Source organism: Paragemmobacter amnigenus, assembly GCF_009908265.2.
GTDB lineage: Bacteria > Pseudomonadota > Alphaproteobacteria > Rhodobacterales > Rhodobacteraceae > Paragemmobacter > Paragemmobacter amnigenus.
On record NZ_JAAATX020000004.1, the window covers coordinates 187932 to 200566 of the forward strand.

The following is a 12635-nucleotide window of genomic DNA, read 5'->3' on the forward strand; positions in this document are numbered from 1 at the left end:
GGGCGGGAGGAGGAAGCCCCGACGCGCCGGTGACGGGGGGCCGCCCGAAGGCAGCCCCGCCGCAGATCACGAATGGTAGGCCTGCTCGCCATGCGAGGCGAGGTCGAGACCCTGACGCTCGGTATCGTTGTCCACGCGCAGGCCGATCGTCATGTCGATCGCCTTGAACAGGACAAAGGACACCACACCCGACCAGACAACCGTGATCAGCACGCCCTCGATCTGGATCCAGAGCTGCGACATCATCGCATAGTCGTCGCCCTTCACCCCGCCAAAGGCGGCGGCAGAGAAGACGCCGGTCAGAACCGCGCCGACGATCCCGCCCACGCCGTGGATGCCGAAGACGTCGAGGCTGTCGTCATACTTCATCTTCTGCTTCACGACCGTCACGAAGAAGTAGCAGCAGAGCGAGGCCAGCACCCCCAGCAGGATCGCACCCATCGGGCCGATCGTGCCGCAGGCGGGCGTCACGGCGACCAGACCCGCCACCATGCCCGAAGCCGCGCCCAGCATCGACGCCTTGCCGCGCGCCACCGCTTCCATCAGCGACCACGCCACCGTCGCGGCAGCCGTCGCGATGAGAGTGTTGATCATCGCCAGCGTCGCGCCGCCATTGGCCTCGAGGTTGGAGCCCACGTTGAACCCGAACCAGCCGACCCACAGCATCGAGGCCCCGACCATGGTCAGCACCATCGAATGGGGCGCCATGTTGTCCTTGCCGTAACCCACGCGCTTGCCGATCACGATGCAGCCCACCAGCGCGGCGATCCCCGCGTTGATATGCACCACCGTGCCGCCCGCAAAGTCGATGGCACCCTTGGCGAAGAGATAGCCGTTGGCGTCCCACACCATATGCGCGATCGGGAAATAGCTGAACGTCGCCCAGAGGACCGAGAAGACCAGCACCGCGCTGAACTTCACCCGCTCGGCAAAGGCGCCGATGATCAGGGCGGGGGTGATGGCCGCAAAGGTCATCTGGAAGGCGATGAACAGATATTCCGGGATTACATAGCCCGCGCTGAAGGTGGCCGCCATGCTGTCTGCCGTCACGCCGGACAGGAACAGCTTGCCGGTGCCGCCCCACCACGGGCTGGTCGACCCGCCGAAGGTGAAGGAATAGCCGTAGATCACCCAGACCAGCATCAGGACACAGGCGATCATCGTCGTCTGCATCAGGATCGACAGCATGTTCTTGGCCCGCACCAGACCGCCATAGAACAGCGCCAGACCCGGAATGGTCATGAACAGCACCAGCACCGTCGACACCATCATCCAGGACACGTCGCCCTTGTCCATCACCGGCACCACCTCGGCGGCGGCCTCTGCCGTCGCCTCGGTCGCCTCCTGCGCCCAGACGGGCAGGGCGGTCAGCGCGGCAGACGCCAGCGCACCCAGACCCGAAACTTTCGCAAACTGCTTCATGATTACGCTTTCCCCTTCCCTGCGACGCTCAGAGCGCATCGTCATTCGTTTCGCCGGTACGCACGCGCACGGCCTGCTGGACATCCAGCACGAAAATCTTGCCGTCCCCGATCTTGTCGGTCTTGGCGGTGGCGCGGATCGTCTCGACGACCTGATCGGCAAGGCTGTCGCTCACCACGATCTCCAGCCGGACCTTCGGCACGAAGTTCACGGCATATTCGGCACCGCGGTAGATTTCGGTGTGGCCTGACTGGGAACCGAAGCCCTTGATCTCGGTCACCATCATGCCCCGCACGCCGATGGTGGTCAGCGCCTCGCGCACCTCCTCCAGCTTGAACGGCTTGATTGCAGCAATGATGAGTTTCACATCCATCCCCTTCCATTTTGGCGGAGGCCCGTGCGGACCCTTGCCCCGCCATGAAGGAGGACCGTGCAGGTGCAGCACAAGGAAACCGCCCCTGCCTGCGCCGCCCGAAACGCGACAAACTGCACAATTTTTGCACTTTCGGTCGCAATTGATTAAAAATTGGACGCATCGCGTAAGCGAATCGCCGCCTATGCGCGAATGCGATGCCGTCTCCACATTCCTGCGGTGGCAGGCTAGATTGCGGCAAAACCACCGCGCGATGGTCGGGCGGAACTGGCGGGCAGATTTGGGCATGGCAGGATCGGGTAACGGGCGCACACCGCTTGTGGCGGACCGCCGCTACACTCCGGCGCGGCAGGCACCGGCACGCGGCGGCGGCGGCGGCAATGGCAGCACGGGCGGCGGTCGCGGTGGCGGCGGTGGCGGCGGCGGCAAACCGCGCAAACCCGCCCCCAAGCGCCCGCAGAAACAGCGCGGGCTGATCGGCCGTCTGGTCTTTGGCACGCTCGGCTTCTTCTGGCGCATCATCTGGGGCATAACCAAGACGGTCGGCCTCGTCTCGGCCACCGTGCTCGGGCTGGTGGTGCTGTATTTCTACGTCCAGCTTCCCCCCGTCACCGATCTCATCGACGCCCGCTCGCGCGGGTCGGTCACCTTCCTCGACCGCAATGACAAGGTCTACGCCTGGCGCGGCGAAACCTTCGGCGGGATGATCACCGCCGAAACCGTCTCGCCCTTCCTGCACGACGCAGTGGTCGCCACCGAAGACCGCCGCTTCTACCGCCATTTCGGCATCTCGCCCCGCGGCATCGCCTCGGCCATCCGCATCAACCTTGCCGAAGGGCGCGGCCCTCTGGAAGGCAATGGCGGTTCCACCATCACGCAGCAGGTGGCCAAACTCCTCTGCCTCGGCGTGCCCTATGACCAGTCGCAATGGAAATCCGAGGCCGATTACGAGGCCGACTGCCGCAAGGGCGGCATCTGGCGCAAGATCAAGGAAGTCCCCTACGCCATGGCGATGGAGGCGAAATATTCCAAGGAAGAGATCCTGACGATCTACTTCAACCGCGCCTACCTCGGCGCCGGTGCCCGCGGGTTCGAGGCGGCGGCGCAGCGCTATTTCGGGAAATCCGCCAATCAGGTCAACGCGGCCGAGGCGGCGATGCTGGCGGGCCTGCTGAAGGCGCCGTCCTATTTCGCGCCCACCAACAACATGGACCGCGCCCGCGCCCGCGCCAGCGTCATCCTTGGCCTGATGGAGGAGCAGGGCTACATCACCCCCGAACAGGCCGCCGAGGCCCGCGCCAATCCCGCCCAACTGTCCGAGGCGGCGGCATCACGCTCGGGCGGGTTCTTCGCGGACTGGGTGATGGAAACCGCCCCCGCCTTCCTGACATCCGAGACGACCGAGGATGTCGTGATCCGCACCACGCTCGACCAGCGCCTGCAAAAGGCGGCGGAAGAGGCGCTGGCCTATGTCTTCGAGACCAAGATCAAGGACGGGTCCAAGGCGCAGGCCGCCATCGTCGTCATGTCCGCCGACGGGGCCGTCCGCGCCATGGTCGGCGGCCGCAAGATCGAGGCAGCGGGCAGCTTCAACCGCGCCACGCAGGCCCTGCGCCAGACGGGATCGGCCTTCAAACCCTTTGCCTATGCCGCCGCCCTCGACCTTGGCTGGTCGCCCGAGGATTATGTCGAGGATACGCCCACCACCATCAACATCCCCGGCTCCGGCCCTTGGACGCCCAAGAATTACGACAACGAGTTCAAGGGCATGATCACGCTGACCCAGGCGCTCAAGGAAAGCCGCAACATCCCTGCCGTGAAGGTCTCGGAAACCGTGGGGCGCGACCTCGTGCGTAACGTCGCCACCGGCTTCGGCATCCGGTCCAACCTTGCCGACGGGCCCGCACTGGCGCTGGGTGCGTCGGAATCGACGCTGCTGGAAATGACCGGCGCCTATGCGGGCATCCTGAATGGCGGGTCGTCGGTGACGCCCTATGGCCTTGTCGAATTGCGCCTGCAGGGCGAGGAGGAACCGCTGATCGGTGCCGCAGGCGGCATCGGCGAGCGGGTGATACAGGAGAAATCCGCCCGCCTCCTGACCTACATGATGAATCAGGTGATCGAAGGCGGCACCGGCACGCGTGCGCGGCTGGAAGGCCGCCCCGCCGCGGGCAAGACCGGCACGACGCAGGCCGCGCGCGATGCGTGGTTCGTGGGCTACACCGCCGATTACGTGGCGGGTGTCTGGATGGGCTATGACGACAACACGCCGCTCACCGGCGTCACCGGCGGCGGCCTTCCAGCGGAAATCTGGCACGAGGTGATGGTGCGCGTCCACGAAGGCGTGCCCGTCTCGCCCCTGCCGATGGACATCCCCGAACCCCGCCTGCCGCCCGAACCGCAGTATGGCGATCCGCAATACCAGAACCCGCAGGCAGGCGGCGGCGTGCCGCAGGGCCAACCCACCCGCGACCGCTCGCAGGAAGACCCCGTGGAGTCGCTGCTGAAAGACCTCCTCGGCCTGTACTGATCCCGCGCGCATGGAAAAACCCGCCGGATCGCTCCGGCGGGTTCGTGACAACGGGTCAGCGGGGGGTCAGATCGTCTTCAGCTCCGCCACCAGCCGGTCGATATCGCCCTTGTTCTTGTCCAGAAGCGCCCCGATCTCCGTCCTTTCGGAGGCGAGCATGTTGACCCCCTCGATGATGATGTTGAAGAACAGGTTGCGCCCCGACTTGTCCGACACATGCCAGCGCAGGTCGAACGGCGCCTCGCCCTGCAGATAGGCGACCGAGATCACCTCGAAATAGCTCTTGATCGGGCGGGCATCCGTCACCTCGATCCGCCCCCCGATGAATTCGCGGAAGCGGCGGCCGTATTTCCGGCTCAGATAGCCCTGATAGGCCTTGGTGAAGGCCGACAGCTGCCCCGCCGACGCCTGCCGCGCCGCAGGCCCCAGCGCCGACCGCGCGATCACCGGCACATCGGCATATTTCACGAAGAGCCGCTCGAAATCGCCATACATCTGGCCTTCCGACTTGCCCGACCCGATGATGCGGTTCACATCCGCCACCGCCTTGTCGATCAGCCCCCGCGCGTCATCGACGGTCAGTGCAAAGACCGGCAACGGCATCCCGAACGCCGCCGAGGCCGCCAGCGCGATGGAGGTGAAGGAACGCCGCGAGATCCGGCCGCCTGTTGGATCATTCTGCATAGGGATCCTCGAAATCGCTATAGGGGTCTTCAAAGGCCGCCTCGCCGCCCGCGGCGGACTGGCCAAGCTGGAAGCGCCGGTTTTGCAGGTAAAGCAGGCGCGTCTGCGCGTAGCTGTCCGCGCTTTCATATAGGACCGAATCGACCGTATCGCCATAGCGGGCCCGATCACTCAGACGCGAGGCGACCTTGGTTCCGGTCGCGTAATAGGATTCCGGCTCGGGCAGGGCCAGCCGGACGGGGTTCAGCGCCACATCCACGATCACGCCCACCAGATCGCGGTCCGTGGTCGGCCCCATGAAGGGCACTTCGGCATATTGCCCCTCCGGCGCGCCCCAGACATGCAGCGTCTCGCCAAAGTCGGTGGGATCGCCCGCCACGCCCATCGCGGTTGCCGGATCGAACAGACCGCCGATCCCGATGGTCGAATTGATGGCAAAGCGCAGCGTGTTCTCTGCCGCCTTGCCCAGCCGGAATTGCAGCAGGTTGTTCACCACATCGCCCGGCGCATCCAGATTGGTGGCAAAGTTGGAAATCCCCTGCTCCACCGGCTCGGGCAGGATGGAACTGTAGGTATTCGCCGTGGGCCGCAGCAGCATCCTGTCCACCCCGCGGTTGAAGGCGTGGATGTCGCGATTGCGCGCCTCGTTGGGATCATTGATCCCCGACGGAACCGCCGCCGGACCACAGGCGCTGACAAGGGCTGCCACCGCAACCGCGCCAAGCGACCGCGCACGGCTGCGTGTCCGGCGCGGGGTTGCAGACGGATCATTGGACTTGGTCAGGAAAGCGGGTAATGAGAATGCAGGGATCATCGTTCAACTTTTCCGAAGGGTCCCACACCACCTACGGTGCCGACCCCCGTGTTCAAGGCATATGTCCTGAACCGGGCCAAGGCAACCGCAAGACCGTGTCGATCCGGCCACGCCATGCGGTTTCCCGCCGGCGGACCGGCCGACGATTGTAGCGTAACGAGGGACCGCCGGATGTACCGGGCAGACCAAAGACAGGGCGCCGCCGAACTGGCCAATGCCCGCCGCGCGCAAGGACCGCTCTTCGTGGCCGTCGCGCTTTTCTCCGTCTTCATCAACCTGCTGATGCTGACCGGCCCCCTCTACATGCTGCAGGTCTATGACCGCGTGCTGGGCAGCCAGTCCGAGGCGACGCTGGTCGCGCTTTCGGCCATCGTGATCCTGCTCTTCCTCGCCATGGGCGTGCTCGACGCGATGCGGGCACGCATCCTGTCGCGCATCGGCGCGCGCTTTCAGGAAAGCATCGACCGCCGCGCCTTCTCGGCCGCCATCCGCCGCCTGATGGTCGCCCCCGACGACGGCCCCGCCCTCGCCGCCCAGCAGGATGTCGAGGCGGTGCAGCGCCTGTGGTCCTCGCCCCTCGTCGCGGCACTGGCCGACCTGCCATGGACGCCCATCTTCATCGCCGCGATCTTCGTGCTGCATCCGCTCATGGGCTGGCTGTCTGTGGCGGGCGCCATCCTCATCCTTCTCATCACGCTGGCGAACCAGTGGATGACGCGCGGGCCGCTCGGCCGCGCCAATGCCGCCGCCATCGCCGCCAACCGCAGCTCGGAACTCCTCAAGGCCGAATCCGAAACCCTCCGCGCGCTCGGCATGACCGAGGCCGCCTTCGACCGCTGGCAACAGGCGCGGTCCCGCGCACTGGCCGACGGTATCCTTGCCGCCGATTCCGGCGGCGGCTTCGCCGCGCTCTCGCGCACCTTCCGGCTCTTCCTGCAATCGGCCATGCTGGGCCTTGGCGCATGGGTCGTCCTTCAGGGCGAACTGACCGGCGGCGCGATGATCGCAGGCTCCATCCTGATGGGCCGCGCGCTGCAACCCATCGAACAGGCCGTCGCGCAATGGTCCATCCTGACCCGCGCGCGCGAGGGGATGGACCGCCTCGCCACGCTGCTGTCCACGGTTCCGCCCGAACCGCCGCGCACCGACCTGCCCCGCCCCGCCGCGCGGCTCGAGGTGGCGGGCATCTCCGTCGCCCCGCCGGGCAGCACCAACGCCGCCCTGCGCGGCCTCTCCTTTGCCCTGCAACCCGGGCAGGCGGTGGGCGTCATCGGCCCCTCCGGCGCGGGAAAATCCACCCTCGCCCGCGCGCTGACCGGCATCTGGCGCCCGGCCGCGGGCCATATCCGGCTTGACGGCGCCACGCTCGACCAGTTCCCGTCCGACCGTCTGGGCCAGCTTCTGGGCTACCTGCCGCAGCGCGTCACACTCTTCGACGGCACGATCGCGGAAAACATCGCCCGCCTGCAACAGCCCGACGACGACAAGGTCATCGCCGCCGCACAGGCCGCCGCCGCCCATGACATGATCCTGCGCCTGCCCGACGGCTACAACACCCGCCTCAACTCGCTCGGCGGCCGCCTTTCCGGCGGGCAGATGCAGCGCATCGCGCTGGCCCGCGCGCTCTATGGCAATCCCGTCCTGCTGATCCTTGACGAACCCAACTCCAACCTCGACAACGAAGGCTCGCTCGCCGTGAACTCCGCCATCCGCGCGCACAAGGCCGCGGGCGGGGCCGTCCTCATCATGGCCCACCGCCCCGCCGCCATCCAGGAATGCGACCTTCTCCTCGTGATCGAGGAAGGCGCCCGCCGCGCCTTCGGCCCGCGCGACCAGATCCTGCGCGAGATGGTCCAGAACGCGAACGAGATCACCCGCTCCGCCGCGCCGGGGGGTGTGCGATGACCGACAGCACCCGCGCCTGGTCCGCCCGCGGCTCGGTCCTCACCGGTCTCGTGACGCTTGCACTTCTCGGCGTCTCCTTCCTCGTCTGGGGCATCGGCACCACGCTTGATGCCGCCATCGTCGCCCCCGGCCAGATCGAGGTCGAAAGCAACCGCCAGATCGTCCAGCACCCCGACGGCGGCGTCATCGCCTCCATCGCCGTGACCGAAGGCCAGAGCGTCGCCGCAGGCGACCTCCTGCTCTCGCTCGACGGAAACCTCCTGTCCTCGGAACTCGCCATCGTCGAAGGGCAACTCTTCGAAAGCCGCGCCCGCCGCGCGCGGCTCGAGGCCGAACGTGACGATGCCCCCGCCGTCAGCGTCCCGCCCGATCTTGCCGCCCTTGCCGCCGACCGCGCCGACGTGGCCGAACAGCTTGACGGGCAGCTCCGCCTCTTCGACGCCCGCCGCGACACGCTGGCTAGACAGACCGAACAGCTTGCCCGCCGCAAGGACCAGACCCAGTCCCAGATCGCGGGCATCGACGCGCAGGCCGCCGCTCTCGCAACCCAGCTCGACCTGATTGAACAGGAACTGGCCGACCAGCAATCGCTTCTGGACAAGGGTCTGGCACAGTCAGGCCGCGTGCTGGCGCTGCAACGCGAACAGGCGGGGCTTCAGGGCCAGATCGGCGAACTCGCCGCTGCCCGCGCACAGGCCGAAGGGCGCGAGACGGAATTCGACCTTGAAATCCTCCGCCTTGCCGCCGCCCGCCGCGAAGAGGCATCGACCCTCCTGCGCGACATCGGCTCGTCCGAACTGGAACTGGCCGAACGCCGCCGCGCCCTGACCGAACGCGTCGCGCGGCTCGACATCCGCGCGCCGGTGGCGGGCACCGTGCTGGGCCTTGCCGTCACCACGCCGCGCGCGGTGATCCGCCCCGCCGACCCCATCCTCTACATCGTCCCGCAGGACCGCCCGCTGGTGATCGCCGCCCGCATCAGCCCGATCCATGTCGACGAGATACAGGTGGGCCAGTCCGTCCGCGTCGTCCTGCCCGCCTTCCCCTCGCGCACCACGCCGGAACTCGAAGGCATCCTCGCCCTCGTCTCGGCCGATGCGCTGGTCGATCAGGCGACAGGGCAATCCTACTACCGCGCCGAGGTCACCCTGCCCCCCGACCAGCTCCGCCGTCTGGGCGACCTCGCGCTTTTGCCCGGGATGCCGGTGGAAACCTATATCCGCACCGGCGCGCGCACCCCGATGGCCTATCTCCTCCAACCCTTCACCGACTATTTCCGCAAGGCCTTCCGCGAATCCTGACCGCGCCCGAATTCCCGCCACAAAGCGTCGCTTCCCGGCCTTGCCGGGGGCGGGCGCTGCCGCTAGCCTCCGCCCCGACCAATCCGGAGGAAGCCATGTCCCAGATCGAAGCCCGCCTCGCCGAACTCGGCGTCACCTTGCCCGACGCCCCCGCTCCGGCCGCGAACTACGTCCCCTTCGTCACCGTGGGCGACATCGTCCATGTCTCGGGCCAGATCAGCCAGAACGCGGGCGGCCTCATCAAGGGGCGTCTGGGCGACGACCTCTCCATCGAACAGGGGGCCGAGGCCGCGAAATGCTGCGCCGTCTCGCTCCTCGCACAGGTGAAAAAGGCCTGCGGCGGCGACCTCTCGCGCCTCGTCCGCGTGGTGAAGCTGACGGGCTTCGTCAACTCCACCCCCGAATTCATCGACCAGCCCAAGGTCATCAACGGCGCCTCCGACTTCCTCGTCGCAGCGCTGGGGGATGCGGGCCGCCACGCGCGCTCGGCCGTCTCCGCCGCCTCGCTGCCTCTGGGCGTCGCGGTGGAGATCGAAGGCATCTTCGAAATCCGCTGACCCCGATGCGCGTCCCCCTGCCCGCAGCCTTCCTCACGGCCCCGATCGCCCATCGCGCGCTGCACGACGTGGCACGGGGACGCCCCGAAAACAGCCGCGCGGCCATCCGCGCGGCCATCGACGCGGGCTACGCGATCGAGATCGACCTGCAACTCTCTCGCGACGGCGTGCCGATGGTCTTCCACGACGAAACGCTGGAACGCCTCACCCCGCGCGAGGGCTGGCTCTGCGACCTCACCGCCGCCGAACTGGCCGAAATCCCGCTGAAAGGCGGCGACGAGACAATCCCCACGCTGTCGGAAATCCTCGCCCTCGTCGCAGGCCGCGCGCCGCTCCTGATCGAGCTCAAGGACCAGACCCTCCGCATGGCCGAAACCGACGGGCGGCTGGAACAGGCCACAGCCGCCGCCCTCGCGGGCTATGACGGCCCCGTGGCGCTGATGTCCTTCAACCCCCACATGATCGCCCGCATGGCCACCCTCGCCCCCGCCATCCCGCGCGGCCTGACCACCTCGGCCTACGATCCCGAAGACTGGGCCCCCCTCGCCCCCGAAACCTGCGACCGCCTGCGCCCCATCCCCGATTACGACCGCACCGCCTCCAGCTTCATCAGCCACGAACACACCGACCTGTCCCGCCCCCGCGTGGCCGAACTCGCCGCCCTTGGCGCCGCCATCCTCTGCTGGACCATCAAATCGCCGCAGGCCGAGGCAGCCGCCCGCCGCATCGCGCAGAACGTCACCTTCGAACACTACCCCGCCGCCCTGCCCGCTTGACGCGGGTCTCCGCCGCCCCACCATCCCCCCCAGATTTTCCGTCTCCAAATATCCTCGGGGGGCACGGGGGGCAGACGGCCCCCCGCCTTCCCACCCCGTGACCGGCAGGGCCATGAAAACCGACCTCCTCGAAAACCTCGCCGCCATCCCCGCCGCCGACTGGGACGCGCTGGCCTGCCCCGAATCCGCCGATGGCAGCCGCCCCGTCGACCCCTTCACCACCCACCGCTTTCTCGCGGCCCTCGAAACCTCGCGCTCCACCGGCACGGGCACCGGCTGGCAGGCCCGCCCGCTGATGATCCGCGACGACCACCGCCCCCTCGCCGTCGCGCCCCTCTACGTGAAGACCCACAGCCAAGGCGAATACATCTTCGACCACGGCTGGGCGCAGGCCTATGAACGCGCGGGCGGGCGCTACTACCCCAAGCTCCAGATCGCCGTCCCCTTCACCCCCGCCACGGGCCGCCGCCTCCTCGCCGCCCCCGACGCCCCCCATGCCCGCGACGCCCTGATCGAATCCGCCATCGGTCTGGCCCACGGCAACCAACTCTCCTCGCTCCACATCACCTTCTGCACGGGGGACGAGGCCGAGACGCTCTCCGCCCGCCACGGCCTGCTGCACCGCGTCACCCAGCAATTCCACTGGGAAAACCGCGGCTACGCGACCTTCGGCGATTTCCTGTCCGACCTCTCCTCGCGCAAGCGCAAGATGATCCGCAAGGAACGCGAAACCGCCCGCGCCGCAGGCCTGACGATCCGTCACCTGACGGGCGACGCCATCGAACCCCGCCACTGGGATGCCTTCTGGACCTTCTATCAGGACACCGGCGCGCGCAAATGGGGCACCCCCTACCTCACCCGCCGCTTCTTCACCGAAGCCCACGCCACGATGCGCCGCGACATGCTCCTCGTCCTTGCCGAACGCCCCGACGGCACCCCTGTCGCAGGCGCGCTCAACTTCATCGGGCGCGACACGCTGTTCGGCCGCTACTGGGGCTGCACCGAGGACCACCCCTGCCTGCATTTCGAACTCTGCTACTATCAGGCCATCGACTGGGCCATCGCCCACCGCCTGCCGCGGGTCGAGGCGGGCGCACAGGGCGAACACAAGCTTGCCCGCGGCTACCTGCCCACCCCCGTCCACTCGCTGCACTACATCACCGACCCCGGCCTGCGCGATGCCGTCGCCCGCTACCTGCAGGCCGAACGCCGCGCCGTGGACGAAGAGATCGAGGTGCTCACCGCCTATGGCCCCTTCCGGCGCGTCACCGCCGAGGACTGATCCCCCGCTTGACCGCCCCGCCAAACAGGATTTTTCTGGCGAAGAATCCTGCCACGAATGTTCTTGCGAACATTCGTGCTCCGACCACCGACAAGGCCCTGAAATTTCGCAGAAATTTCGCCCCCAAGATTTTTCGCAAGAAAAATCTTGCCCCGCAGAGGATCGCAAGGATGCCCGACCGCCCAGCCTACCAGCCCGTCACCGAAGCCGACCTCGCCCCCCTGCTCGCCACCGGCTGGATGGTGATCGAAGGCGGGCGCTGCATCGCCAAGGTGTTCACCTTCGCCAATTTCGTCGAAGCCTTCGGTTTCATGACCCGCGCCGCCCTCTGGGCCGAGAAGTGGAACCACCACCCCGACTGGTCCAATGTCTACAAGACCGTCACCGTCACGCTGACCACGCATGACACCCACGGCCTGACCGATCTCGACGTGAAACTGGCGCAGAAGATGGACCAGCTCGCCTTCGACTAATCCTCCACCTCGACCGTCGCCCAGGTCTCGAAGCACACACCCCCCGCCAGCGCCATCACCCCGATGGTGGCCCGCCCGCCAAGCCCCCGCTCGCGCCCGAAGACCTCCACGAACAGGTCCGACAGCCCGCTGGAAACCTTGTGCACATCCTCGTAGTCCGGCGTGCAGACCACGAAGTTCAGCGTCCGCACGATGCTTTTCACGCGGTCCAGCGACCCCACCGCCTGCCGGATGCCGCCCAGCACGTTCAACCCCGTCCGCCGCGCCGCCTGATAGCCCTCTGCGGTCGTGACATCCGCCCCCAGCCGCCCCTTATGCGTGATCTCCGTGCCCACCTGCGCCACATGGCCCGACAGGAACAGAAGGCTGCCCACACGGTGATAGGGCTTCATCGTCCCGTAATCCGCCCCGTAATACCCCATCGCGTCAAAGTCGGGGATATCCAGCCCCATCTCGATCGCCAGCCGCTCCGGTGTCATGCGCCCCTCCTGTCCATGCCCCGCCAGCCTGCCCCGCGC

The 12635-nt window shown here is 67.5% G+C and carries 12 protein-coding genes; 7 read left to right on the forward strand and 5 right to left on the reverse strand.

The genetic code is table 11. The annotated features are described in order from the left end of the window. Positions 1 to 66: 66 nt before the first annotated feature. Together GU927_RS06975 and GU927_RS06980 are read right to left on the reverse strand one after the other, a co-directional pair. Positions 67 to 1422 (reverse strand): ammonium transporter, encoded by a 1356-nt coding sequence (locus GU927_RS06975; RefSeq protein ID WP_161761630.1) that lies wholly within the window; start codon positions 1420 to 1422, stop codon positions 67 to 69. Positions 1423 to 1450: 28 nt separating this feature from the next. Continuing rightward, a complete protein-coding gene (locus GU927_RS06980; protein ID WP_161761631.1) occupies positions 1451 to 1789 on the reverse strand; it encodes a P-II family nitrogen regulator in 339 nt (112 codons plus the stop codon). Positions 1790 to 2081: 292 nt separating this feature from the next. On the opposite strand from GU927_RS06980, the gene GU927_RS06985 reads away from it, so the two are divergent. Then, positions 2082 to 4325 carry a transglycosylase domain-containing protein gene (locus GU927_RS06985; RefSeq protein WP_161761632.1) on the forward strand — a complete coding sequence of 748 codons (2244 nt, stop codon included), beginning with the start codon at positions 2082 to 2084 and terminating at the stop codon, positions 4323 to 4325. Positions 4326 to 4391: 66 nt separating this feature from the next. Here GU927_RS06985 and GU927_RS06990 read toward each other — a convergent pair whose 3' ends face one another. Together GU927_RS06990 and GU927_RS06995 are read right to left on the reverse strand one after the other, a co-directional pair. Further along, positions 4392 to 5009 (reverse strand): MlaC/ttg2D family ABC transporter substrate-binding protein, encoded by a 618-nt coding sequence (locus GU927_RS06990; RefSeq protein WP_161761633.1) that lies wholly within the window; start codon positions 5007 to 5009, stop codon positions 4392 to 4394. Beyond that, positions 4999 to 5823, reverse strand: coding sequence for an MlaA family lipoprotein (locus GU927_RS06995; RefSeq protein ID WP_161761634.1), 825 nt, complete (start codon positions 5821 to 5823; stop codon positions 4999 to 5001). The genes GU927_RS06990 and GU927_RS06995 overlap by 11 nt, the downstream gene beginning before the upstream one ends. 171 nt (positions 5824 to 5994) lie before the next feature. Between GU927_RS06995 and GU927_RS07000 the strand changes: the two genes are divergently transcribed. From GU927_RS07000 to GU927_RS07025, 6 genes are all read left to right on the forward strand, one after another. Next, entirely contained in the window at positions 5995 to 7728 is a 1734-nt protein-coding gene (locus tag GU927_RS07000; protein WP_161761635.1) for a type I secretion system permease/ATPase, read from the forward strand. Next, positions 7725 to 9029, forward strand: a complete 1305-nt coding sequence (locus GU927_RS07005) for an HlyD family type I secretion periplasmic adaptor subunit (protein ID WP_161761636.1) — start codon at positions 7725 to 7727, stop codon at positions 9027 to 9029. Before GU927_RS07000 ends, GU927_RS07005 begins: the two co-directional genes overlap by 4 nt. Before the next feature lie 95 nt (positions 9030 to 9124). Continuing rightward, positions 9125 to 9586 carry a RidA family protein gene (locus tag GU927_RS07010; RefSeq protein ID WP_161761637.1) on the forward strand — a complete coding sequence of 154 codons (462 nt, stop codon included), beginning with the start codon at positions 9125 to 9127 and terminating at the stop codon, positions 9584 to 9586. Positions 9587 to 9591: 5 nt separating this feature from the next. Then, on the forward strand, positions 9592 to 10362 hold the full coding sequence (locus GU927_RS07015) for a glycerophosphodiester phosphodiesterase family protein (protein WP_161761638.1): 771 nt from the start codon (positions 9592 to 9594) through the stop codon (positions 10360 to 10362). A 112-nt stretch (positions 10363 to 10474) separates the two neighbouring features. Then, on the forward strand, positions 10475 to 11644 hold the full coding sequence (locus tag GU927_RS07020) for a GNAT family N-acetyltransferase (protein ID WP_161761639.1): 1170 nt from the start codon (positions 10475 to 10477) through the stop codon (positions 11642 to 11644). Between the two features lie 170 nt (positions 11645 to 11814). Next, positions 11815 to 12117, forward strand: a complete 303-nt coding sequence (locus GU927_RS07025; protein ID WP_161761640.1) for a 4a-hydroxytetrahydrobiopterin dehydratase — start codon at positions 11815 to 11817, stop codon at positions 12115 to 12117. Here the strand turns inward: GU927_RS07025 and GU927_RS07030 are convergent. Then, entirely contained in the window at positions 12114 to 12596 is a 483-nt protein-coding gene (locus GU927_RS07030; protein ID WP_161761641.1) for a RidA family protein, read from the reverse strand. The two genes, GU927_RS07025 and GU927_RS07030, sit on opposite strands and share 4 nt — an antisense overlap. Positions 12597 to 12635: the final 39 nt, after the last annotated feature.

What these genes read in the sequence shown, in the direction of transcription:
- GU927_RS06975 (WP_161761630.1), bottom strand. Translation starts at nt 1,422, where the DNA reads ATGAAGCAGTTTGCGAAAGTTTCGGGTCTGGGTGCGCTGGCGTCTGCC.
- GU927_RS06985 (WP_161761632.1), top strand. Translation starts at nt 2,082, where the DNA reads ATGGCAGGATCGGGTAACGGGCGCACACCGCTTGTGGCGGACCGCCGC.
- GU927_RS06990 (WP_161761633.1), bottom strand. Translation starts at nt 5,009, where the DNA reads ATGCAGAATGATCCAACAGGCGGCCGGATCTCGCGGCGTTCCTTCACC.
- GU927_RS06995 (WP_161761634.1), bottom strand. Translation starts at nt 5,823, where the DNA reads ATGATCCCTGCATTCTCATTACCCGCTTTCCTGACCAAGTCCAATGAT.
- GU927_RS07000 (WP_161761635.1), top strand. Translation starts at nt 5,995, where the DNA reads ATGTACCGGGCAGACCAAAGACAGGGCGCCGCCGAACTGGCCAATGCC.
- GU927_RS07005 (WP_161761636.1), top strand. Translation starts at nt 7,725, where the DNA reads ATGACCGACAGCACCCGCGCCTGGTCCGCCCGCGGCTCGGTCCTCACC.
- GU927_RS07010 (WP_161761637.1), top strand. Translation starts at nt 9,125, where the DNA reads ATGTCCCAGATCGAAGCCCGCCTCGCCGAACTCGGCGTCACCTTGCCC.
- GU927_RS07015 (WP_161761638.1), top strand. Translation starts at nt 9,592, where the DNA reads ATGCGCGTCCCCCTGCCCGCAGCCTTCCTCACGGCCCCGATCGCCCAT.
- GU927_RS07020 (WP_161761639.1), top strand. Translation starts at nt 10,475, where the DNA reads ATGAAAACCGACCTCCTCGAAAACCTCGCCGCCATCCCCGCCGCCGAC.
- GU927_RS07025 (WP_161761640.1), top strand. Translation starts at nt 11,815, where the DNA reads ATGCCCGACCGCCCAGCCTACCAGCCCGTCACCGAAGCCGACCTCGCC.
- GU927_RS07030 (WP_161761641.1), bottom strand. Translation starts at nt 12,596, where the DNA reads ATGACACCGGAGCGGCTGGCGATCGAGATGGGGCTGGATATCCCCGAC.